Below are 23,249 nucleotides of genomic sequence, written 5' to 3' on the forward strand. Positions count from 1 at the left end.
TGCCGCTGCCGCTGCCGCTGCCGCTGCCGCTGCCGCTGCCGCTGCCGCTGCCGCTGCCGCTGCCGCTGCCGCTGCCGCTGCCGCTGCCGCTGCCGCTGCGCGCCGACTGCGCCACCAGTGCCAGGACCGCAGCCGAGGTCCGCCCCAGGTCCTGGCGGACCTGCTCCGCGGGCAGGTCGATCAGTTGCCCGAGCCCCCAGGCCGGCGCCATCGCGGCCACTCCGGCCTGCACGTCCACCCGGATGTCCCCGGTCGCCACCGGCGACTCCACCGTGGGTAGCTCCGGCAGTGGGCGGCCGAACTCCCCGTCCGCGAGCAGCCCCCACACGTCCCCGAACGACACCCGTCCCGCCAGCGAACGGACGTCCACCCCTCGGTACCGCAGCACCCCGCCGTCCCGATCCGGTTCGGCGATCTCGGTGTCGAACGCGACGACACCGGCCAGTCCTGGATTGACAGTAACCATGACTTGACGATGAAACCGTCAAGACTTGACGTCAATGTTGATCCAGTCAATATGAGAGGATGGCCACATGGACTCCCAACCCCTCCTGACCACGGAAGAGGTCGCCTCCCGCCTCGGCGTCAAACCCGCGACCGTCTACGCCTACGTCTCCCGGGGGCTGCTCACCAGCCGCCGCAACGGCGACGGCAAGAACAGCCTGTTCGCCAAGGCCGACGTCGACACGTTCGTCGCCTCCCGCAAGCGCACCACGACACCCGCCATCCAGACCGGGATCACCCTCATCCGCGACGGCGAACTCTTCTATCGCGGGCAGGACGCCGTCGCACTCGCGCGGACCAGCACCTTCGAAGCGGTCATCAACCTACTCTGGACCGGTGATCTCCAGGACATCCCGCTGCCGGCCACGTTCTCCCTGATCAACCTGGCTGCGGCGGTGACCGCCCCGCTGCCGGACATCGCCCGCCTCACCGACCGGATGCGGGTGATCGTCGCCGCCGCGGCGGCCGCCGACCCGCTGCGTTTCGACACCGCCCCCACCGCGGTCGTCGCCGCCGGCCGCCAGCTGATCGCCACCATGGCCCGCGCGCTGCCGTCGCGCCGGATGCCCGGGGTGATGGAGGTCAGCACGCCGCTCGCCGAGATCCTCTGGTCCCGGCTGACCCGCACGGCACCGTCCGAGGCGTCGCTGCACGGTCTCAACGCCGCGCTGATCTTGCTCGCCGACCACGACATCGCCGCGTCGACGCTCGCCGCCCGGGTCGCCGCGTCCACCCGGGCGCATCCCTACGCCGTGGTCGGTGCCGGGCTGGCCGCTCTCGACGGTCCGTTGCACGGCGTTGCGAGCGCTCTCGCGTACCCACTCCTGGCCGGCGCCGTCGGCAGGCCGGACCCGATCGTGGTGTTCGCCGACCATCTGCGGGCCGGCGGCCCGGTGCCCGGTTTCGGTCATCCCCTCCATCCCAGCGGCGACCCGCGGGCCGCGGCACTCATCGATCTGATCGCGGACGGCCCGGTCCGCCGCGCCACCGAGGACCTGGCCCGGGCCGTGCACGCCCGCTCGGGGGCCCGTCCCAACGTCGACCTGGCGCTGGCCGCGTTCGCCCTGCACCACGAGATGTCCCCGGACGCCGGCGAGGCCGTTTTTGCCCTGGCCCGCACGGCCGGATGGATCGCGCACGCCCTCGAGGAATACGCGGACCGGCCCAGCCGCTTCCGCCCGTCGAGCACCTATGCGGGCCGATCCCCGGCCTGACGGTGATCTCCCACCGGGGGACCGGCCTAAACTCCGGGCATGACCACCGTCGATCCCGAGAACCTCCCGCTGCTGGAAGCCCTCCACTCCACACCCGCCCGGCGATACCTCTCCACCGCGGACATCCCCGACGACATCGTGCGCGCCATCCTGGACGCCGCGATCCGCGGACCGTCCGCCGGCAACGGCCAGTTCTGGGCCTGGATCGTCGTCAAGGATCCGCAGGTCAAGAAGCAGATCGCCGGGTGGTACCGGGAGGGCTGGGAGCGCCACTACGGCTCCCGCCGCGAGCAGATCCTCGCCGCCCCCGCCGGCAGCCCGATGAGCAAGACCAGCTTCCTGGCCGCCGACCACCTGGCGACCCACCTCGAGGAGGCCCCGGTCTGGATCTTCCCGGTGCTGCTGGGCGCCGCGAAATCCACCAACCCGCGCCTCGGATCCTCCATCTACGGGGCGGTGCAGCAGCTCATCCTGGCGGCGCGGGCCCACGGGATCGGCGCCACCCTGACCACCCTGCACATCGGCCACGAGGCGGACGTCCGTGAGCTGCTCGGCCTTCCCGAGGACGCGTTGACGATGGCGTTGATCCCGCTCGGCTACCCGGCGAAGGGCCGCTGGTCCCAGCCCAAGCGCCGTCCGCTGGACGAGGTGGTCCACTTCGAGCGCTTCCAGACCTCCTAGACGCGTTTCGTCATCAGGGTCCGCGTGGTGACTTGGGGCGTCGAGCGCGCCCGTATTCGTCACACCGTCATGGGTGTGTTGATTTGGGGTGTCGAGCGCGCCCGTAATCACCACACCGTCATGGGTGTGTTGATTTGGGGCGTGCAGCGCGCCCGTATTCACCACACCGCCAGGGGTGTGTTGATTTGGGGCGTGCAGCGCGCCCGTATTCACCACACCGCCAGGGGTGTGGTGACTTCGGGCGTCCAGCGCGCCCGAAATCACCACGCAGACCTTGACCGCGAAAGACATCCCAGACCCTTCCCGGTGTACGGAGGCACGCCCGCGCCCGCTGTCCCCGGCGGATCGTGTGTCCACCGGTGGGCGTGCTTCGCTCGTACAGGAGCGCGGTCTTCGGGTCTGTGGTCCTGGGGTCGTGAATCCCAGGACCGCGGCGTGGTGTGCTGGGCCGTGGGTTCTCCGGCGGTCAGGTCAGCCAGGCGGCCAGGGTCTTCCCGGCACTGTCCGTGACGGTGACGCGGGCGCCCTCGCCGATCCCCGCCCCCGCGGGGTGTTCGAACAGAATCCGCCAGCTCCCGTCTCTCCGGCCGTTCTTGTCGCCGTTCTCGGTGGCGTTCGTGGTGGCGTCGCCGAGGTCAGCCGGTCCCGCCGTGGTCTCCGGGTCGTCGATGGGTTCGTGGCCGGTGCCGTTCGCATAGATGAGGCGCACCAGCGACGGCCCGAACGTCCAGGTGCCCCGGCTGACCCGCACTCTCACGTCGACGGCGTAGGGCGCGTCACCCGGTTCCGCCGCCAGTCCGGTGGCCGCCGAGACCGTCATCCGGGCATCGAAGTCGGCGGTCCGGACCACCTGTGTGCTCCCGAGCGGGTCCCGCGGGGCCCTGCTCCCGGCCTCCGCGGACTCCAGGCGCGCCGCCGTCGCCGGCCGTGAATCCGAGGCTGTCCCGGCCGGCGCGGCACTGCCGCACCCGCCGGCGAAAACGAGCAGAACGGCGACCGTCAGTGTGGTTCTACGCATTCCGCCATGCCACCGCCCTCGGCCCGGAACAACAAGCCCTCGACGGAGGGACTGCACAAAACCGACAAAAGCTAGATAACCGCATCCAACCGCCCGTCTCGCCGTTGTTCGGTGCTGAAAGCAGCCATCGCGCCCGGCCCTCAGCCGTCCGCGCCGGCGATCCGAGCCCACCCCTGCGGAAGGCGCGCCATGTCGGTAAGTCCCCCCACCCCACAGGGGCGTCACCCCAAGCCCTCAGCGGCCCGCCCCGCCGTGCCCCCTCCCGTAACGCCCCGCCATGCTGCTGCCCGGCCCGAGCCGGGCCCGGCCGCGTCGTACCCCGCGCCCTACTCCGCGGCCGCTCGCCCCGCGCGTCGTCCGAACGCCACCCATGCGGCGCTCCATCCCGCCGCGGCGCACTCGGCATCCCCTGCCGGTGGCGTCCATCAGCCGGCCCGTGCCGGGCAGACGTACGCGGCCGGCCGCACCGTGCAGGGGAGCCCGGGCGTCCATGACGGGAATCCTCGCCCTGCGCCCCACGCCGGTGACGGTGCTCCCGGCTCGGCGACTCCTGCCCCCGGCGCGCCCGCGCAGGCAGCGACCAAGATCTTCGATGTTCCTGCTGGTCTGCGCCCCGTGGCGGGGCAGGAGAATCCCGCGTCGGCGCCGACGGCCATCTTCTCCAGGCCGGCTGGGCTACGTCCGGTAGCCGGCCTGGAGAACCCGGTATCCGCCCCGACCGCGATCTTCACCGCTCCCGCCGACCTCCGGCAGAGCCCCGGAGCCGGCGTCTCCCCGGAAACCCTCAGGGCGCGGCCGGGCCGCCCCGGTGCTCCCGGGCCGCACGGTTCCTCCTCGGCGGCGACGGCTCTCCTGCCGGTGACGCCCGCCTTCCCCGCTGCGGCCGTCGCCCCTGCGAAGCCGGCTGTCTCTCCGGCGCCCTCCGGCCCGGGGCGGGCGTCCGGCACCTACGGTCCCGCAGCATCTCCGACCGTGCCGCCAAGGGTTCCCGGTCGCCCCGGAGCCGGTCCGAAGCCTGCCCGCCCCGCTCTCGATCAGACGATGCGTATCGACCTCCCCGCCGGACGACAGTTCACGGCGGACCCGTCGTCCCGCCCGCCCGTGGCCTCGCCGGCCGGCATGGCGTCCGGCCCGTCCGCGACTCTTGTCGATATCGGGCGGCCGGGCGAAGCTGCCGGTCTCCCCGGGGGTTCCGACGTGCTCGTCCTGCCCGGCATGGCGGAGGTTCCCGGCCGGGAGGGCGTGACCGGCGCGGGGCGGGAGACGCCGTCCGGTGGCGGCGGGCGACTCTTGAGCGTGGCGTTCGCGGCGAGCGGCCTGATCGTTGCGCTGCTCGCCGGGTGGGCGTTGCTGAACAGCGGCACCGAACTGTCCTCGCCCGTGGTCAGCGAACCGACGGCGACGTCCGGACCGGACGCGCGATGGCGAGAACCCGGGATGCCGCAGCCTTACGACGCAGGCCCGCAACCCACGTTCACCACACCGCCGTACGGGGGATGACCGCCCGGCCGGCCAGGCGACCTCAACCGGGCTGGTCGATGCGTTCGAGCCACCGGTCGAGCAGGGCCGTCTCCATCGGTTCGAGTCGATCGGTGCCGGTCAGGGCGAGCTGAGATCGCAACTGGCGCGCGGCGGCCCGTACCGGATCAGGTCCGCTCGCCGCCGCCGCCGCCGCCGGTTCGGTGAGGACGGCGGCGAAGACGGCGTCGCGCGCCGTGTGTGACAGGGCGGGATCGTCGAACAGCGCGGGTTGAGCGATCCGGCTGAGGGCGACACCGATGTTGACGGGCAGGATGAGCCGGGCCGCCGCCGGTGGTGTCGTGGCGAGGAATCCGCCGGCGGCGCAGCGCAGCAAGGTCGCCTCGAGCAGCTCGAGGATGCGCTGGTACGCCGATGCGGCCGACCGTGGCCGGGGCGCGAACATCAGCCGATAGAGAGCGGGGTTCTCGGCGGCGAAGGCCATGTGGTCGTCCCAGCCGGAGTGCAGGTCGGCCACCGGGTCGCCGGAGACCTCCAGTTCGGACTTGCGCCGGGAGTAGCGGTCGAAACCCGCGTCGGCAACGGCGTCGAGGAGACCCCGTTTGTCGCCGAACAGCCGGTACAGCACGGGCTGACTGACGCCGGCCTCCTCGCTGACCGCCCGGGTGGCGATGTCACCGTCCGCCGACGCGACGAGTTGCCGCTCGGCCGCCTCGACCAGCGCCCGCCGGACTCGCGCGTCGTCGGCCGGGCCGTCGGCGTCACGCCGTCGGCGGGGACGGCCCGGGTATTCCGCATCGTTCATGAATCAATGCTACGTCACATCGCTACCAGCGATCCGGTCATCATGCTACGGTCGTCGTATCGGCGGTACGGTTAGTCGCTATCGCCACTACGATCTTGGGTGGAAACCATGGCAGATCAACGAGTTGCCGTCGTCACCGGCGCCTCACGAGGCATCGGTCGCGTCATCGCCACCTCACTCGCCGCCGCCGGGCAGGCCGTCGTCGTCGGCTACGCCGGTGACGAGGCCGCCGCGACAGAGGTCGTCGACGAGATCACCACGGCCGGCGGGCAGGCCGTCACGGCCCAGGCCGACGTTGCCGACCCGGACGCCGTCGCGGCGCTGTTCGACACCGCCGCGCAGACGTTCGGCGGCGTCGACGTCGTCGTGAACTCCGCCGGCCGGCTCTACCTCTCCCCGATCGCCGAACTGGACCTGGACAGCCTCGACGCCCTGCACCGCACCAACATCCGAGGCACCTTCGTCGTCGCCCGCGAGGCAGCCCGCCGCGTGCGCCGGGGCGGGGCAGTCGTGATGCTGTCCACCTCGGTCGTCGGCCTGCAGTTCCCCGGCTACGGCGCCTACGCCGCGAGCAAAGGCGCGGTCGAGGGCATGACCCTGATCCTCGCCCGGGAGATGCGCGGACGGGACATCACCGTCAACACCGTCGCCCCCGGCCCCACCGCCACCGAGCTGTTCCTCGAGGGCAAGGACGAAGCCACGGTCGAGCGCCTGGCCAAGCAGCCCCCGCTGGAACGACTCGGCACGCCGGCCGACATCGCCGCGGTCGTCGCCTTCCTGGCCGGACCCGGCGGCCGCTGGGTCAACGGTCAGATCATCCGGGCCAACGGCGGGATCATCTGATGGCCGTCGTGCTCGTCACCGGCGCCTCCAGCGGCTTCGGCCGGCTGACCGCCCAGACCCTGGCCCGCGCCGGGCACACCGTCATCGCGGGCATGCGCGCCACCACCGGCCGCAACGCTCCCGCCGCCGCCGAGTGCGACGAACTGGCAGCCGCGGAGAACCTCGCGATCTCGGCGGCCGAGCTCGACGTCCAGTCGTCATCGTCGGCCGAGGCCGCCGTCATCGGGATCGTCCGGCGCCACCACCGTCTCGACGTCGTGGTGCACAACGCCGGGCACATGGTTCTCGGACCCGCCGAGGCGTTCACCCCCGAGCAGCTCGCCGGCGTCTACGACGTCAACGTGCTCGGCACCCAGCGGGTCAACCGGGCGGCGCTGCCGGTCATGCGCGATCAGGGGTCCGGGCTTCTGCTCTGGGTCGGCAGCTCCTCGACCCGCGGTGGCCACCCGCCGTTCCTGGCTCCCTACTTCGCCGCCAAAGCAGCGATGGACGCCCTGGCCGAAAGCTACGCCGCGGAGCTGATCCGGTTCGGCATCGACACCACCATCGTGGTCCCCGGCGCCTTCACCTCCGGCACCAACCATTTCCTGCACGCCGGCCGCCCCGAGGACCAGGAGCGGGAAGCCGCGTACGAGGAGAACTACGGCCGGCTCCGCGCCGAGATCGACCAGCGACTGGCCGCCCTGATCCCGCCGGACGCCGACGTGCAGTCGGTGGCCGACGAAATCACCCGGGTCGTCGGGCTGCCGGCCGGCGAGCGCCCGTTCCGTACCCACGTGGACCCGAGCCGCGACGGCAGCGAGGTGGTGTCGGCCGTCGCCGACCGTGTCCGCAGCGAGTTCTACCACCGCATCGGCATCGAGGACCTGCTGTCCCCGAACGCCGCTCTCTGAAGAATCCATCCGCATCGTACGAAAGGAACAGCAACCATGCCGTTCGCCAACCTGAAGGTCCCCGCCGACACCCTGACCCCGGAGTCGAAGAAGAAGCTCATCGACGCGGTCACCGACGCCTACGCCGACGTGTACGGCGAACGGGCCCGCGCGACCACGCTCGTCCTGGTCGACGAGGTCGTCGAGGGCGGCTGGGGCCTGGGCGGAAACGTCCTGACCGCGGAGATGCTCGGCAAGAGCTGATCCCGAACAGCCGTACGTGGGCGCGGCTACCACCTCGCCCACGTATGGCCCCGTCCCCATCGAATAGATCAACTCGCCGTTTCCGGCCCGCCGTCTCTGGTCCGCCGTCTCTGGTCCGCCGTCTCTGGTCCGCCGTCTCTGGTCCGGCGTTTCCGGTCCGGCGTTTCCGGTCTGCCGTTTCCGGTCTGCCGGACCAGGTGGCCGGGTGGCTATGGGCGTCAGGTGGGTTGGGACGTGAGCAGGGGGCGTACCAGGGTGGCGAACTCGTCGGGGCGCTCCAGCTGGGGCATGTGACCCGTGTCCGGGAACAGGTGGGTGCGGGCATGCGGGAACGCCACCCGGGCCGCGGTCAGGTGGGTGCTGGGGAGGATGAGGTCACGGTCGCCCCAGACGATCAAGGTGGGGCGTGGGTGGGCGGACACCCGGCGCAGCAGGTCGGCGCGCCAGGCGGGGGCGACGCCGCGCAGGCCGCCCAGCGCCCGCGCGACCTCCAGGTAGACCGGGGCGAAGTCGGGCTGGCGGGCGATCCGCAGCGCGGTCGCGACGCGTTCGGGCGTGACCAGGGCGCGGTCGGCGAACAGGGTGCGTTCCAGACGGGGCACGGTGCGGGCGTCGATGCGGCGCAGCAGGCGGCGGCCCAGGCCGGGGACGGCGAGCAGGCGCAACGCCAGAGTGACCTCCTTACCGAAGCCCGCACTGTTGACCAGAGTCAATGTTGATACCGCGTCGGGTCGTATCGTCAACATGGACATCGCCACTGCGCCGCCCAGCGAGTTGCCCACCACGTGCACAGGACGGGTCTCGCCGAGGGCGTCCAGAACGTTCCAGACCGCGGCGGCCAGCACCGGCAGCGTGGTGGGTTCGGGCACCCGGCCGGACAGGCCGAAACCGGGCATGTCCAGGCTGATCACGCGGTGGTCGGCGTCCAGCCGTTCATGTTGCGGTGCCCAGTCCTCCAGGCTGCGCCCGATGCCGTGGAGCAGGACCACCGGAGGAGCGTCCGGATCGCCTGTCTCGTGGATGCGGACGTCGGCAGCGCGTACCCGCAAGAACCTCATCGCCGGACCACCGATCGTGCGGAAGTGCCGCCGCGGGCTGTGGTGAGCGCGCGCACGATCCGTGCGTGACCTACCGGCATCAGCCTGGCCAGCAGATCGGGCACCTTGGCGCTGGCCGCGATGAGCAGGCGGGCCTTGCGTTTCGCGACGGCTCGCAGAATCAACTCCGCGGCCTTGTCCGGGGGAAAGCTCAGCAGCGCGGCGAACAGGCGGCGGTTCGGCTCGATCTCCTCCTCGGGTACGCGTGAGCCGACCAGCGCGTTCTCGGCGATCCGGGTGCGGATCCCACCGGGGTGGACGGTGGTCACGCCGACACCCCGCTCGGCGAGCTCGCCACGGAGCGACTCGCTGAACCCGCGGAGGGCGAACTTGCTGGCGGCATACGCGGACTGGCCGGGCGGTGCGATCAGCCCATACAGGCTGGACATGTTGACGAGATGACTGCCGTGGGAGGCCGTCAAAGCTCCCATCAACATGTGCGTCAACATCATGGGCGCTCGGAAGTTCACGTTGACGACCTGTTCGAACTGCTCCAGCGACACCTGGTCGAAGCGGCCCCCCAGCGCGATCCCGGCATTGTTGATCAGCAGTCCGATGGCGGGATGCTCAACGCGGATGCGGTCGGCGAGGTCCTCGACCACGGAACGGTCCGCGAGGTCGGCCACCATCGTGCGAACCGGCAGCCGAGGGTAGGCGCGGCGGATTCGGGAGGCGACGGCGTCGAGGAGTTCCGGGTCGATGTCCACAAGGATCAGGTCACTGCCCCGGAAGGCCAGTCCGTAGGCGAGGTGCTCACCGATGCCGCCGGCCGCGCCGGTGACGACAGCGGTGCGGCCGGCGAAGCGATATTCGTCAAGCCGGGTCACGAGCCCACCTCTGTCTCTCGCCCGTCGCCCGAACCCGGCCCTGGACCCTCCGGTGGGGAAGGGACGCTCGGCGCAGCCGGGGCGACGGCCGGGGCGACGGCAGGGGCGACGCCCGGGGCGATGCCCGGGGCGACGGCCGAGGGCTGCACGGCGACCTGCTGATCCGACGGCGCCAGAGGCTGCGCCGAGTTCAGCGGCGTGGGCAGTAGTTCCAGCTCAGGCGGCGTGGGCGGTTGTGCTGAGTCTGATGGCATGAGCATGGCGGACGGCGCGAGTGGATGAGCCGGAGCCGGAGCTGGAGCCGGGGCCGGGGCCGGAGCTGGAGCTGGGCCTGGGGCTGGGGCTGGAGCTGGAGCTGGAGCTGGAGCTGGGGCTGGAACTTGTGACATGGACGGTGTGGACGGCCTGGCAGCGACGGATCGAGTTGAGGGGAACGTTGAGGTGGACGGTCGACGCGTGAACGTCATTGATCTGGTCACGTCGGTGAACGGGGCCGTCAAGGCGTCCAACAGGTAGTTCTGGCGCATATGCCACGGGTCATGGGCGCCCTGCTTCGGGAACTGATCCAACGAACGCAGGACGTAGCCCGACGTCAGGTCCAGCAACGGCTGGTCGCCGACGACGGTCGGGGACGGAGTCGCGGTCGCCAGGCCGTGGCGGGACATGTGGTTCAACAGGCGCATCACGTACCGGTGGGAGAGGTCGGCCCGCAGGGTCCACGACGCGTTGGAGTAGCCGACGCAGAATGCGAAGTTCGGAACACCACTCACCATCAAGCCGCGGTACGCGACACGCTCGCCGATCCGCATTGATGCACCATCCACTGTCACGTCAACACCACCGAGTGGCTGAAGACGCAAGCCGGTCGCCGAGACGATCACGTCGGCTTCCAGGACCCGGCCGGAGCGCAACCGGATGCCCTCCGGGACGAGCGCCTCCGCATGATCCGTGACCACCGACACCCGCCCTTCGGCGATCGACCGATACAGATCACCGTTCGGGACAACGCAGAGACGCTGGTCCCACGGGTCGTACGCCGGCTTGAAATGCTCGTCGACGTAGGCAGGGTCTTTCAGATAACCGATCGCGATCTTGCGCAGAGCCCGGCGCATCATGTCCGGGCGGCGCCGGGCCAGCTGGTAGAAGAACGACGTCAACACGATGTTCTTGCCGCGGGCGACCCGGCTCGCGGCGGCCGGCGGCAGTACCCGGCGGGCCAGGTCGGCGACGGCGTCGCGGTCCGGCAGCGGGGCGATGTAGGACGGCGACCGCTGCAGCATCGTCACGTGCGCGGCCTTCTCGGCCAGCGCCGGGACCAGGGTGACCGCGGTCGCGCCGCTGCCGATCACCACGATGCGCCGCCCGCGGTGGTCGAGGTCGTCCGGCCAGGACTGCGGGTGGACGAACCGGCCACGAAAGTCGCCGACACCCGGAAAGTCCGGTTGGTAACCCTGGTCGTACCGGTAATAGCCGGTGCAAGAGTAGAGGAACCGGCAGGTCAGGACCTCACCCTTGGCAGTGTGCACGCTCCACAGGGCCGATTCCGAAGACCAGTCAGCCTGTACGACCTGAGCACCGAACCGGATGTGCGGGGTGATGCCGGCCTCGTCCGCGGTGTCCCGGATGTAGCGGCGGATCTCGTCCCCGGTGGCGAGGGAACCCGGGCCCCGCCACGGCCGGAACGGGTAACTCAACGTGAACATGTCCGAGTCTGATCGGACACCGGGGTAGCGGAAGAGGTCCCAGGTGCCACCGGTGGCATCCCGTGCCTCGAGGATCGTGTACGTGTCGCCGGGCCGCTGCTGCCCCAGCCTCCAGGCCGCCCCGATCCCGGAGAGGCCGGCGCCGATGATGATCACGTCGAAGTGGGTCACGACGCGACTCCCGACCAGGGCGGAACGCCGGCGCCGGAGATCCGTATCCCGCCCCACGGATCCGGCTCGCCCAGTCGTACCGCGATCGGCGTCCCACCGGGCAGCACGATCCGTCCCGACGATGCCCCGGCGCTCACCTGCTCCCGCAGCGCCGCGTGCGGCCCGGTTCGCCCGGCCCAGCGGAACCGGCCCTCGACCGGCTCGAACCGTGCCGACATCCGCACGTCAACGTTGATCGGTGGCCCGTCGTCAACGTGCAGAGTGGCCGGTCCGCGGTACTCGTCATCGTCGATGCTCCGCATGCCATCCTCCGTTGGTGGAGTTGGTGGAGTTGGTGGAGTTGGTGGAGTTGGTGGAGTTGGTGGAGTTGGTGGAGTTGGTGGAGTCGGATAGGTGATGAGGTGGTGGGAAGGGCGTGTTCAGGCGGGCGAGAAATCAGGGCGAACCAGGCGAGATGACGGTCTTGCCCGTAGGTGCATCGGGCGTGCCCGGGATGCCGGCGATGCCGCCCCAGAGGAACGTGGTCAGGTATTCACCGAGCGCCTCCCGGCTGATCGGCTGCTGTTGCCGTAGCCACCAGTCGCCGACCGACTGGACGTAACCGACCACCCCGTAGGCCCACGGCAGTGACGCTCCTGAGTCCAGGCCGCGGGCCCGCAGGCGATCCCCGAAGATCCGGGCCAGGCCGCTGGCCACGGTGTCCACCACATCGGCGACCACGTCGCGGCGGCGGGCGATGTCCGGCTGGTGGACCACGAACCGGTACAGGTTGAGGTCGTTCTCGATGTGCGCCAGGTAGACGTCGATGGCGGCGGCGATCACGGCCCGCTCCTCGCGAACCGTGGCGACGGCAGGGACGATCGCCTCGAGCACCATGGCGCCGGCCCGCTGTCCGACGGCGAGCCACAGCTCCGACTTGTCGGCGAAGTACCGGTACAGCACGGGTTTACTCACTCCGGCGTAGGCGGCGATGGCCTCCATCCCGACGTCCGGCCCGTGCAGCCTGATCGCGTCGATCGCGGCGGTGGTGAGTTCGGCCCGCCGCTGCTCCCGGTGGCTGTCCCACCGCCCCCGCCGCCCATCAGGCCGCACACTGCCCGTCGAGCCCGTCGAGCCCGTCGAGCCGGACGAGCCGGACGAGCCGGACGAGCCGGACGAGCCGGACGAGGTTGACAAGGTTGACGGGCCGAGATGTGTTGACTGGATGACTTGAGCCGACGGGGTTGACGATGGTGACGTCGAGCCGGCTGGGGCGGGATTGACGGGCGGAGTGACCGGGCTCATAGTCTTAGAAGTAACTGTTACCCGAGGTAACGTCAACCCGGGGGCCGTGATGACCGACAGGGACCACACCGCCGAACGTCTGCTCCGCTCCTCGGCCGCGCACTCCTACGACCCGGCCGTCGAGATCGACTGGGATGCGCCGCTCGTCCCCGGCAAGTACTTCGTGCCGCCGCACCGGTCCAGCCTCTACGGCACTCCGATCTGGGAGCGGCTCTCCCCGGAGCAGCGGATCGAGCTCACCCGGCACGAGGCGGCCAGCATCGCCGGCCTCGGCGTCTGGTTCGAGACGATCCTCATGCAACTGTTGATCCGCGACTATTTCCGGCAGGATCCGACGGCGCCGCACGCGCAGTACGCGCTCACCGAGATCGGCGACGAATGCCGCCACTCGGTGATGTTCGGCCGGATGATCGCGAGCCTCGGCACCCCCGTCTACCGCCCGTCCGGTTTCGATCACTGGCTGGGCAGCTGGATCGCGCATACCGGGACCGGTCCGCGGATGTTCGCCGCGATCCTGATCGCCGAGGAGATCCTGGACACCCTGCAGCGCGAGGCGATGACCTGCGAGGACGTGCAGCCACTGGTCCGCATGGTGTCCCGCATCCACGTCGTCGAGGAGGCGCGGCACGTCCGGTACGCGCGCGCCGAACTGGCCCGCCAGATCCGCACCGCCGGCCGGGGTCGGCTGACCTTCGACCGCCTGGTGATCGGCCGGGCGGCATGGTTGACCGGAATGCGCCTGATCGACCCACGTGTCTACCGCGCCGTAGGCATCGCCCCCGAGGTTGGCCGCCGGGCCGCCCGGACCAACCCGTACCACCGCGAGACCTTGCAATGGGCAGCCGAGCGCGTGGTCACCTACCTCCAGGATCTGGACCTGATCACCGGCCCCGGCGCGACCCTATGGCGCGCTTCAGGCTTGCTTCCCCGCTGAAATCAACCCTTCATCCTGTACGCGCGAAGCACCGCAACCGTGACTCCCCGCCGAGCCGTGAAGTTGGTGGACGCGTCGTGCGTTCGTGCACTCGTCGCTCCAGTGCAGTCGACCGCCCATACAGTCGTGTGGATGTGCGCCAGCTGCATCTCTGCATTCCGTGCGGTCGTGCGGTCGTGCGGTCGTGCGGTCGTGCGGTCGTGCGGTCGTGCGGTCGTGCGGTCGTGCGGTCGTGCGGTTCAGAAAACGAGCGGTGATGGTTTTGGTTACCGCTTGTGTTGCTGGCGTTACGTGTGGGTGGGTCCGTGGCGTAGATCGCTCGGGTGCGGGACGGTTTCAGCGGAGTTGCCGATGTTCGGCGGCTGGGTGGTGGGCCGGGGTGGCCGGACGGGTCACGATGATCACGCGGATGGCTGGTGGGTGGTGGGGGCCCGGACGGGTTCGATGGGCGGCGACGTTCGTGTCGGGACGTCGGTGACCTGGGGAGAACAAGTGATGGACGAGGCTCTCGTGGCCTACAACGCCGGCCGCGTGGACGGGGCCGCCGGGGTCCGCGACGCGCAGATCGCCGAGGACCCGGAGATCGGTGCGGACTACCGGATCGGGCTGCTGGACGGGCGTATCGCTGCTTTTCACCTGATCTCCGAGATTCGTGACGTTATGGGCGTCGAGGGATCGTTCTTCGAGAAGCCCGACGAGTCCTGATACTGGTCAGCCCGCAGCCCGCAGCCCGCAGCCCGCAGCCCGCAGCCCGCAGCCCGCAGCCCGCAGCCCGCAGCCCGCAGCCCGCAGCCCGCAGCCCGCAGCCCGCAGCCCGCGGGGCGGTGGCCAGCCGGCGTCTGCCGTCGAGATTTGCGTCTGATGTCCGGCTTGCGGCGTCGATACTTGACGACTGAAGGGCGGCTCAACGCTTGGCGGCCGGTGTGAACGCCTGAGGTGTTGACGTTCGATGGCCGACGTCAACACCTGACGGCGTGGCCGTTGTGTGTGGCCGTCGTCGTCGACGTTCGATGCTGATGGTGGACGCCTGAGAACGGCGTCGACCTGCGACGCCCGAACCTGACGACTGACGACTGAAGACAGAAGCCTGATGAACTGACGACCGGCGTCCGCTGATTGACGGCTGGCGGGTGCTTCCGGCGTTTGGGTGGATGGTGGGCTGCGTATGTTGAGTGTCTGATCAACGTTCACAAACGCTGGTACCAGTCAAGTGACCCGGCGTTATCACCCTGGAAACAAAGGATGGTCAGTCCCGAAATCAGGTCTTAGGACTCTTGCACCGATGGCGGCACAGGATGTGGGGATCGGATGACCGAGGGTGCAGCACTGGCCGGCTTCACCGTGGCGGTGACCGCGGAGCGACGCCGTACCGAGATGGCGGCACTGCTGGAGCGGCGCGGCGCACGGGTCGTGACCGCTCCGGCGATCACGATCATCCCGCTGATCGACGATGAGGCGTTGCACGCGGCGACCGCAGCCTGCATCGGGCTGGAACCGCATCTGGTCGTGGCCACCACCGGGTTCGGGTTCCGTGGCTGGCTGGAGGCGGCCGAGGGCTGGGGCCTGGCCGAGAAGCTGCGCGAGGTGTTCGGTAAGGCGAGGATCGTGGCGCGCGGGCCGAAACCGTGCGGGGCGATCCGGGCCGCCGGGCTCACCGAGGAGTGGGCGGCGAAGACCGAATCGTCCGAGGAGGTGCTCAGCCGGCTGCTCGCCGAGGGCGTCGCCGGGCTGCGGATCGTGGTGCAGGAGCACGGCGAGCCGCAGGTTGCGTTCGTGAACGCGCTGCGGGCGGCCGGCGCGGCCGTGGTCGAGGTGCCCGTCTACCGGTGGGCGATGCCCGCGGACACCGCCCCGGTGCGGCGGCTGACCGAGCAGGTCGCAGCCGGGCAGATCGACGCGGTGACGTTCACGAGTGCGCCCGCGGTCAAGGCGTTCCTGCGGATCGCGGGCGATGCCGGTGCGGATGTGGCCGGCGCGTTCGCCTGCCGGACCCTGGCCGCCTGTGTCGGGCCGGTGACCGCCGCGCCGCTGGTCGAGCAGGGGGTGCCGGTGGTGATGCCGGACCGCTACCGGCTCGGCGCGCTGATCAAGACGGTCACCGACGAGTTGCCCCGGCGGGCGGTGCGGCTGAACGTCGCGGACACCACCCTGGAGGTACGCGGCCACGCCGTCCTCATCGACGGCGTGACCCACGCGCTCGCCCCCGCGGCGATGGCGATGCTGTCCGCACTGGCCCGCCGCCCCGGCGCGGTCGTGTCGAAGGATCAGCTGGCCGCGGCGTTGCCCCGTGGCACCGACGGGCACGCGGTGGACGTGGCGGTGGCCCGTCTCCGGCAGGCCCTCGGTTCCGGGCGGCACATCGAGACGGTCATCAAACGCGGCTACCGGCTGCGCCTCGACGAACCGTAGGCCGGCACCGGGAAGCGAACCGTAGGCCGGCACGGGAAGCGAACTGCGGGCCGGCACGGGGAAGCGAACCCTAGGCCGGCACGAGGAAGCGAACTGCGGGCCGGCACGGAGATGCGAACCGTGGACTCACCCCAAGGGCCGAGCAGCCCGAACCAGAGAAGAACGAGCCGCGAAGCACGGTGCTGTGCTTCGACCCGTACACGATGACGGCTCGTCAGAACCATCCAGTGAGCCTGATGCCTTGCCGGGCCGCTCCCGTCCGAACCCATCCGGGCCTCGCGGGGTCACCAACCCTCGCGAGAAGCCGGGGAGCTCCTGAGGAGACGACCGTGACGCACACCCCTGCCCTGATCGCCGTCGCGCACGGCACCCGCTCGCCCGCCGGACGCCGGCAGATCCAGGAACTGGCCGCCGCCGTGGCGCGGCGCAGGCCCGGTCTCGACGTCCGGCTCTGCTATGTCGACGTGCAGGAACCCAAGGTCGCCGACGTCGTGCCTGATGTCGACGATGCGATCGTCGTGCCGTTGCTGCTGTCCTGCGGCTATCACGTGCGGGTGGACATCGCCGAGGCGGTGGCGGGCACCGGTTTCCCGGTGACCGGGCCGCTCGGGCCGGACCCGGTGCTGCTCGACCGGATGATCCGTGATCTGCCGGACGCGGACGCGGTGGTGCTGGCGGCGGCCGGCTCGTCGGATCCGCGGTGGCGCGCCGATGTGGAGGCCGTCGCGGCCCGGATCCCCGGCGGAGCGACCGTCGCCTATACGTCGGGGAGCGGCCCGCGGGTGGCCGACGAGGTGGCCCGGCTGCGCGCCGAGGGTGCCCGGACCGTCGCGATCGCCGCATATCTGCTGGCCGAAGGCTTGTTCTACCGTTCGCTGCTGTCCGCGGGGGCGGACGCTGTGACCCCGCCGCTGTGTCACGACCCGGCGGTGGCCGACCTGGTGCTGCGGCGCTACGACGCGGCGGCTGTTTTCACAACGCCGGTCGCGGCGTTGTAGGGAAAACCGAACACCGGCGACACGGTCAGGCGTCCTCCGAGGTAACGGCGGACCTCCAACCTGGGGGAACGACACCTCCGGGAAGGGACCTCATGACGCAACGACTGGTCGTCATCGGCAACGGCATGGCCGGAGCCCGCACGGTCGAGGAGATTCTCGCCCGTGGTGGTGACTTCACCGTGACGATGTTCGGTGACGAGCCCTACGGCAACTACAACCGGATCATGCTGTCCAATCTGCTGGCCGGTGTGGAGACCGAGGAGGGCATCTTCCTCAACGATCTTTCCTGGTACGCGGAGAACGGCGTCACCCTGCACACCTCGACCCGGATCGAGCGCATCGACGCGGAGTCCCGGACGGTGCACGCCGGCGACGGCAGCGTGACGCCGTACGACAAGCTGATCATCGCGACCGGCAGCAGTGCCTGGATCCCGCCGATCACCGGGATCAGCCGGCCGGGACGCGGCTATCACCAGGGCGTCTTCGCGTTCCGTACCCTCGACGACACCCGCCGGATGATCACCTATGCGCGGCGGCACGAGCGGGCCGTGGTGATCGGCGGCGGGCTGCTCGGCCTCGAGGCGGCCCGCGGCCTGCAGAGCCACCTGAGCAGCGTGACCCTGCTGCACGCGGCCGGTCACCTGATGAACGCCCAGCTCGACGAGGTGTCCGGGCGGATGCTGCAGCAGAGCGTGGAACAGAAGCTCGGCATCGAGGTGGTCTGCGACGCGATGACCACCGAGATCCTCGGCAAGTCCGAGGTGACCGGCGTGCGGCTGGCCGACGGCCGGGTCATCGACTGCGACATCGTGGTGGTGGCGGCCGGCATCCGGCCGAACACGGCGGTTGCGGCGGACAGCGGCCTGCCGGTGGAGCGCGGCATCGTGGTCGACGACCAGATGCGGGTCGCCGGGTACGACGACGTCTACGCGGTGGGGGAGTGCGCGCAGCACCGGGGCGAGTTGTACGGGCTGGTCGCGCCGCTCTGGGACCAGGCGAAGGTGCTCGCCGACCACATCACCGGACATGTCGACGTGATGTATCAAGGTTCGAAGACGTCGACCAAGCTCAAGGTTGCCGGTATCGACGTCGCGTCGATGGGGCTGAACGCGCCGGCATCCGACGACGACGAGGTGATCGTCTACAGCGAACCCACCCGGGGCATCCACAAGCAGGTGATCATCCGGGACGGGGTGCTGGTCGGTGCGACCCTGGTCGGCGACAACAGCAAGGCGTCGAACCTGATCCAGTTGTTCGACCGGGGGCTGGCGCTGCCGGAGAACCGGGCCGAGCTGATGTTCGACATCGGCGGCGCGGTCGAGGCGTCCGTCGAGGAGATGCCGGACGACGCGCAGGTCTGCAACTGCAACGGGGTGAGCAAGGGTGCCGTCTGCGGCGCTGTCGCGTCCGGGTGCAAGACGGTCAGCGGGGTGATGGACAAGACCCGCGCCGGCAAGGGGTGCGGCACGTGCAAGCCCCTGGTCCAGCGGATCGTCGAGTGGGCGAACGGCGGCGCCGCCGAGGAGGATCCGGCGGCGTCCTGGTACGTCCCGGGCGTACCGATGCCGAAGCCCGAGCTGATGGCGGCGATCCGGCGCTTCGACTTGAAGAGTGTCTCGTCGGTCTTCGACAAGCTCGTTCCGGGCGCGGTACACGACGCCAAGAGCAAGATGGGTCTCGCGTCGCTACTCAAGATGATGTGGGCCGACGAGTACGTGGACGAACGCGACGCCCGTTTCATCAACGACCGTGTCCACGCGAACATCCAGCGCGACGGCACGTTCTCGGTCGTACCGCAGATGAAGGGCGGTGTCACCACCCCCGCCCAGCTGCGCAAGATCGCCGACGTGGCGGAGAAGTACGACGTGCCGATGGTCAAACTGACCGGCGGCCAGCGCATCGACCTGCTCGGCATCCCCAAGGAGCAGCTGCCGGCGATGTGGGCCGACCTGGACATGCCGTCCGGGTACGCGTACGCCAAGAGTTTCCGCACCGTGAAGACCTGCGTCGGCTCGGACTACTGCCGGTTCGGGGTCGGCGACTCCACCGCCCTCGGCATCGCCCTCGAGGAGCGGTACCAGGGGCTCGAAGGCCCCGGCAAGATGAAACTGGCGGTGACCGGGTGTCCGCGTAACTGTGCTGAGGCGTACTGCAAAGACCTGGGTGTGGTCGCCATCGACGGCGGCAAGTGGGAGATCTACGTCGGCGGGGCGGCCGGCGCCCACATCCGCAAGGGCGACCTGCTCGCCACGGTCGGCTCGGCCGACGAGGTCATCGTGTTGACCGGCCGGTTCCTGCAGTACTACCGGGAGAACGCGAACTGGCTGGAGCGGACCTACACGTTCGTGCCGCGGATCGGCATCGACCGGATCCGGGAGATCGTCGTCGACGACACGGACGGCATCGCCGCCGCCCTGGACACGGCGGTCGAGGTGGCCGTGCAGGCCTACCGCGACCCCTGGAAGGAGCGGGCCGAACCGGCCACGCCCGGCCAGTTCCGCAAATCCCTGCCCCTGACCGTCCTCCCCCAGGTTCCGGTGCGCGCATGAAGACCATCACGGCAACCGTCCTCGGCGCGCTGGCGGACATCCCCCTCGGCGAAGGCCGCACCTACACCGTCCAAGACACCATGATCGCCGTGTTCCGGCTGCGTGACGGCTCCCTGCGCGCGGTCGACGCGGTCTGCCCGCACAAGGGCGGCCCGCTCGCCGACGGCCAGATCGACAACCGGATCGTCGTCTGCCCGCTGCACCTCAACTCCTGGGACCTCGCCACCGGGTGCTCCCAGTCCGGCCAGCCCGCACTCACCGTCTACCCGGTCCGGGCCGACGGCGACCACATCATCCTGGGAGACTGAACATGACCGCTGTGGTGTCCGATGCCCGGCCCGCCGCGTCGACCGTCGGCGGCCATTGGATCGACGACTGGCGACCCGAGGATCCGGCGTTCTGGAACAACGGCGGCGCCACGATCGCCCGCCGCAACCTGATCCTCTCGATCTTCTCCGAGCACATCGGATTCTCGGTGTGGACCCTGTGGTCCGTGCTGGTGCTGTTCCTCGGACCCGCGTACGGGATCGACCCGGCCCAGAAGTTCCTGCTCACGGCGGTGCCGACGCTCGTCGGCGCGACGCTGCGGATCCCGTACACCTTCGCGGTGGCCCGGTTCGGCGGACGCAACTGGACGGTGATCAGCGCCGCCCTGCTGCTCGTCCCGTCGGTCGCGGCCGCCTTCCTGATCAAGCCGGGTGTCTCGTTCGGCACCCTGCTGATCCTGGGCGCCCTCGCCGGTGTCGGCGGCGGCAACTTCGCCTCATCGATGGCGAACATCAACGCGTACTACCCGGACCGGCTCAAGGGCTGGGCACTCGGCATCAACGCCGGCGGCGGCAACCTGGGCGTCGCCGCGGTCCAGCTGGTCGGCCTGTTCGTCCTGGCGGTCTTCGGCGCCGGCTCGCCCGGCATCGTGGCCGGCGTGTACATCCCGCTGATCGTGATCGCGGCCGTCGGCTCGGCGCTGTACATGGACAACCTGAGCCAGGCCCGCAACGAGAAACGGGGCATGCGCGACGCCGCCAAGGAATCGCACACCTGGGTCATGTCGGTGCTGTACATCGGCACGTTCGGTTCGTTCATCGGGTTCGGATTCGCCTTCGGCCAGGTGCTGCAGGTCCAGTTCGCCGAACAGTTCGACACGCCGATCAAAGCGGCGTACCTGACTTTCCTCGGACCGCTGCTGGGCTCGTTCGTCCGGCCGGTGGGCGGCGCGCTGGCCGACCGGCTCGGCGGCGCCAAGGTGACGTTCGTCAACTTCATCGGCATGGCGATCGGTGCGTCGATCGTGCTGGTGGCGGCCCAGCAACGGTCCCTGCCGCTGTACATCGTCGGATTCATCATCCTGTTCGTGTTGAGTGGACTGGGCAACGGATCCACCTACAAGATGATCCCGGCGATCTTCCGCCAGAAGTACGCGGGCGACGACCACCAGGCCCGCCGCATCTCGGGAGCGGTGATCGGCATCGCGGGCGCGGTGGGAGCAGTCGGTGGGGTGCTGGTCAACCTGGCATTCCGGCAGTCGTTCCTGACGTACAAGGACGCGGACGCGGCGTACATCGCGTTCATCGCCTTCTACGCCCTCTGCGTACTGATCACCTGGGCGGTCTATCTGCGCCCGGCGGCCCGCACGAGGATCGCCGTCTGAGCGGTTCTGCTCTTCACCGGGTGGGTTCGGGCCTTCACCGCCTGAACCCACCCGGTTCCCTTCAGGAAAGGGTCAGGGAATCGCCCAGGCCGGTGCGCTGATAGAGCAGGCGGCGGCCGTCCCGGACCGGGGCGACCAGTCCGGAATCGCGCAGCGTCGTCAGATGGTGGGAGGCGGTCGCGGGGGCTATCGCCAGGTGGTGGGCGACCTCGCCGGTGCTGTGCGGGGCTGCGAGCAGCGTCAACACGGCGGCCCGGGTGGGGCCGAGCAACGCGGCGAGCGCCGGTGACGGCCCCGGCCGCGGGTCGGAGGCCCAGAGATTCCCGTGGCCGGCGGGGGCGTAGAGAAGAGCACGGCCGTCCGCGGCGGAGGCGATGCTGAAGATGTTCCCGGCGGCGAAAGCGGTGGGCAACAACGTCAGGTCGTGCCCCTCCAGGGACCATTTACCGTGCTTGTCGGGGTACCCGATCCGAATGGCGGCGCCGTCCCACACGAGCCGGGGATGCAACGAGGTCAGCATCGTCCGCGGTCCGCGTTCGGCGGCGGCGCGGGAACGGGCGGCGACCTCCGACGCGACGTGGGTGCGCAACAAGGGCCAGAGCGGTGCGATCGCAGTCTCGAAATAGTCGCGCAATTCCTCGATCAAAACCGTCGTCTGGGTACGCGGAAAGCGCACGAAACCCTGAATCTCCGGCGGCGGTTCGTGTCCCGCCCAGCCCGCGGTGACCTGCTCGACGACGGTATCGAGCGGCGTCGCCGCCAGGAGCCGCAACTCGTCGTCGAGGGTAGGCCGGGAACCGCGGGGAACAGGGTTCAGAAAATCCGGCGCGTAGTGGTGCGGCCCGAAGAGGACGGCGGAGAGAACCGGCCACCGCGGCAGCAGCGGCGTGACCCGGCGACGCCACGAGTCATGCATCCACGCGCCCGGCCCCCGGTCGCGCAGCACGAAGGCGCCGGCCACGATCTCGGCCATCGGCGAGTGCGCGAACCGGAGCCCGGCCACGTCCGCGGGCCCGAACTCCACTTCGATCACTCATCTATTCGACCACGCCCCACCAAGCCCCTCCACGCTCGCCGGGCCGGCCCGGCCCGGCCATCCCAGCTCGGCCCGGCCCGGCCCGGCCCAGCCCGGCCCGGCCCGGCCCGGCCCAGCTCGGCCCGGCCCAGCTCGGCCCGGCCCAGCTCGGCCCGGCCCAGCTCGGCCCGGCCCAGCTCGGTCCGGCCCAGCCCGGCCCGGTCCGGCCCAGCCCGGCCCGGCCCGGCCCGTCGATCTGGTCGTGCAGGGCTGGTCGCGCCGAGGTTTCGTGCTCGCTTGATCGAGTAGCTCTGATCGCCTTACTTCGATCGCCCGACTTCGACCGGTCCCGCGGGGCGAGCCGGCTTGGACGGGTTCGGCGGGACAGGCGCGCCGGGTCGAGCGCAGTCATGCCCGGTGAGGAGTAGTCACGCCTGGGCGAGGCGGTAGGGGCACCCGAAAACATGATCGGGTGCGGACACCGTCATTTTTGCGGTGGTCGGCGTACCCGTTGTGGTGATCGGGTGCGGTGGCTGCGGTTCGGCGGGGTGTGAGGCGGTCAGCGCACCCGATCACGGGTTCGGGCGCGTCCGGCGTCCGGCGTCCGATGTCCGGCGTCCGGCGTCCGGCGTCCGGCGTCCGATGTCTGACGTCTGGCATCCTGCGTCCGGTGTCCGCGGTGGGCGCTCCCAAGTCCGTGATCGGGTGCGCCTGTCGTCTTGCTTGTTGTGATCGGGTGCGGCTGCCGTTCTGCTTGTTGTGATCGGGTGCGGCTGTCGTCCTGTCAGTCGTGGTTGGTTGGGGGCGGCCACCGTCCGACTGTCGTCCTGGGCGGGTGCTCTGACCGTCCTGGTCGGGTGCTCTGACCGTGCTGGTCGGGTGCCCTGACCGTGCTGGTCGGGTGCCCTGACTGTCGCGCTCGGGTGCGGGT

22 protein-coding genes and 1 pseudogene are annotated in these 23,249 nt (G+C 70.3%); 13 read left to right on the plus strand and 10 right to left on the minus strand.

The window, feature by feature from the left end:
* The coding region (locus tag WH85_RS42465; protein ID WP_045747858.1) for a citrate/2-methylcitrate synthase at positions 1-466 on the minus strand (466 nt) is incomplete at its 3' end.
* A gap of 67 nt (positions 467-533) precedes the next feature.
* Between WH85_RS42465 and WH85_RS42470 the strand changes: the two genes are divergently transcribed.
* Entirely contained in the window at positions 534-1,718 is a 1,185-nt protein-coding gene (locus WH85_RS42470; RefSeq protein WP_045747859.1) for a citrate synthase family protein, read from the plus strand.
* 39 nt (positions 1,719-1,757) lie between these two features.
* Entirely contained in the window at positions 1,758-2,399 is a 642-nt protein-coding gene (locus WH85_RS42475; protein ID WP_045747860.1) for a nitroreductase family protein, read from the plus strand.
* 466 nt (positions 2,400-2,865) lie between these two features.
* On the opposite strand, the gene WH85_RS42480 is transcribed toward WH85_RS42475, so the two are convergent.
* Positions 2,866-3,417 (minus strand): hypothetical protein, encoded by a 552-nt coding sequence (locus WH85_RS42480; RefSeq protein ID WP_045747861.1) that lies wholly within the window; start codon positions 3,415-3,417, stop codon positions 2,866-2,868.
* Positions 3,418-4,458: 1,041 nt separating this feature from the next.
* Between WH85_RS42480 and WH85_RS42485 the strand changes: the two genes are divergently transcribed.
* Positions 4,459-4,917 carry a hypothetical protein gene (locus tag WH85_RS42485; RefSeq protein WP_045747862.1) on the plus strand — a complete coding sequence of 153 codons (459 nt, stop codon included), beginning with the start codon at positions 4,459-4,461 and terminating at the stop codon, positions 4,915-4,917.
* 22 nt (positions 4,918-4,939) lie between these two features.
* Here WH85_RS42485 and WH85_RS42490 read toward each other — a convergent pair whose 3' ends face one another.
* A complete protein-coding gene (locus WH85_RS42490; protein WP_083449700.1) occupies positions 4,940-5,701 on the minus strand; it encodes a TetR/AcrR family transcriptional regulator in 762 nt (253 codons plus the stop codon).
* A 108-nt stretch (positions 5,702-5,809) separates the two neighbouring features.
* Between WH85_RS42490 and WH85_RS42495 the strand changes: the two genes are divergently transcribed.
* Genes WH85_RS42495 through WH85_RS42505 form a run of 3 tightly spaced genes read left to right on the plus strand, consistent with a single transcriptional unit; the run spans position 5,810 to position 7,680 of the window.
* Entirely contained in the window at positions 5,810-6,544 is a 735-nt protein-coding gene (locus WH85_RS42495; RefSeq protein WP_045747863.1) for an SDR family oxidoreductase, read from the plus strand.
* Positions 6,544-7,437 (plus strand): SDR family NAD(P)-dependent oxidoreductase, encoded by an 894-nt coding sequence (locus tag WH85_RS42500; RefSeq protein WP_045747864.1) that lies wholly within the window; start codon positions 6,544-6,546, stop codon positions 7,435-7,437. Before WH85_RS42495 ends, WH85_RS42500 begins: the two co-directional genes overlap by 1 nt.
* 36 nt (positions 7,438-7,473) lie before the next feature.
* Positions 7,474-7,680, plus strand: coding sequence for a tautomerase family protein (locus WH85_RS42505; RefSeq protein WP_045747865.1), 207 nt, complete (start codon positions 7,474-7,476; stop codon positions 7,678-7,680).
* 218 nt (positions 7,681-7,898) lie between these two features.
* Here the strand turns inward: WH85_RS42505 and WH85_RS42510 are convergent, their stop codons facing one another.
* The 5 genes and pseudogenes from WH85_RS42510 to WH85_RS42530 form a co-directional block, all read right to left on the minus strand.
* Entirely contained in the window at positions 7,899-8,738 is an 840-nt protein-coding gene (locus WH85_RS42510) for an alpha/beta fold hydrolase (RefSeq protein ID WP_045747866.1), read from the minus strand.
* Positions 8,735-9,604: an SDR family NAD(P)-dependent oxidoreductase gene (locus WH85_RS42515; RefSeq protein ID WP_045747867.1), complete on the minus strand. Its 870-nt coding sequence runs from the start codon at positions 9,602-9,604 to the stop codon at positions 8,735-8,737. Before WH85_RS42515 ends, WH85_RS42510 begins: the two co-directional genes overlap by 4 nt.
* 443 nt (positions 9,605-10,047) lie before the next feature.
* A pseudogene (locus WH85_RS42520) lies at positions 10,048-11,478 on the minus strand (flavin-containing monooxygenase); the annotation flags it as partial.
* A complete protein-coding gene (locus tag WH85_RS42525) occupies positions 11,475-11,780 on the minus strand; it encodes a DUF4873 domain-containing protein (RefSeq protein WP_045747868.1) in 306 nt (101 codons plus the stop codon). The gene WH85_RS42525 and the pseudogene WH85_RS42520, both read right to left, overlap by 4 nt.
* A gap of 133 nt (positions 11,781-11,913) precedes the next feature.
* A complete protein-coding gene (locus WH85_RS42530; RefSeq protein WP_045747878.1) occupies positions 11,914-12,570 on the minus strand; it encodes a TetR/AcrR family transcriptional regulator in 657 nt (218 codons plus the stop codon).
* Positions 12,571-12,811: 241 nt separating this feature from the next.
* On the opposite strand from WH85_RS42530, the gene WH85_RS42535 reads away from it, so the two are divergent.
* From WH85_RS42535 to WH85_RS42565, 7 genes are all read left to right on the plus strand, one after another.
* Positions 12,812-13,696 carry an AurF N-oxygenase family protein gene (locus tag WH85_RS42535; RefSeq protein ID WP_045747869.1) on the plus strand — a complete coding sequence of 295 codons (885 nt, stop codon included), beginning with the start codon at positions 12,812-12,814 and terminating at the stop codon, positions 13,694-13,696.
* A 495-nt stretch (positions 13,697-14,191) separates the two neighbouring features.
* Complete coding sequence (locus WH85_RS42540) at positions 14,192-14,401, plus strand: hypothetical protein (protein WP_045747879.1); 210 nt, start codon at positions 14,192-14,194, stop codon at positions 14,399-14,401.
* Positions 14,402-15,004: 603 nt separating this feature from the next.
* Complete coding sequence (locus WH85_RS42545) at positions 15,005-16,105, plus strand: uroporphyrinogen-III synthase (RefSeq protein ID WP_045747870.1); 1,101 nt, start codon at positions 15,005-15,007, stop codon at positions 16,103-16,105.
* A 329-nt stretch (positions 16,106-16,434) separates the two neighbouring features.
* Positions 16,435-17,103, plus strand: a complete 669-nt coding sequence (locus WH85_RS42550) for a sirohydrochlorin chelatase (RefSeq protein WP_045747871.1) — start codon at positions 16,435-16,437, stop codon at positions 17,101-17,103.
* Between the two features lie 92 nt (positions 17,104-17,195).
* On the plus strand, positions 17,196-19,652 hold the full coding sequence (gene nirB, locus WH85_RS42555) for a nitrite reductase large subunit NirB (RefSeq protein ID WP_045747872.1): 2,457 nt from the start codon (positions 17,196-17,198) through the stop codon (positions 19,650-19,652).
* A complete protein-coding gene (locus WH85_RS42560) occupies positions 19,649-19,960 on the plus strand; it encodes a Rieske (2Fe-2S) protein (protein ID WP_045747873.1) in 312 nt (103 codons plus the stop codon). Before nirB ends, WH85_RS42560 begins: the two co-directional genes overlap by 4 nt.
* A gap of 2 nt (positions 19,961-19,962) precedes the next feature.
* Positions 19,963-21,303, plus strand: a complete 1,341-nt coding sequence (locus tag WH85_RS42565) for an MFS transporter (RefSeq protein ID WP_045747874.1) — start codon at positions 19,963-19,965, stop codon at positions 21,301-21,303.
* Between the two features lie 61 nt (positions 21,304-21,364).
* Here WH85_RS42565 and WH85_RS42570 read toward each other — a convergent pair whose 3' ends face one another.
* Both WH85_RS42570 and WH85_RS51240 read right to left on the minus strand, forming a co-directional pair.
* A complete protein-coding gene (locus WH85_RS42570) occupies positions 21,365-22,336 on the minus strand; it encodes an ArsR/SmtB family transcription factor (RefSeq protein WP_157411571.1) in 972 nt (323 codons plus the stop codon).
* A 4-nt stretch (positions 22,337-22,340) separates the two neighbouring features.
* Complete coding sequence (locus WH85_RS51240) at positions 22,341-22,730, minus strand: hypothetical protein (protein WP_157411572.1); 390 nt, start codon at positions 22,728-22,730, stop codon at positions 22,341-22,343.
* Between the last annotated feature and the right edge of the window lie 519 nt (positions 22,731-23,249).

It is taken from the genome of Actinoplanes rectilineatus (genome assembly GCF_000962825.1).
GTDB lineage: Bacteria > Actinomycetota > Actinomycetes > Mycobacteriales > Micromonosporaceae > Actinoplanes > Actinoplanes rectilineatus.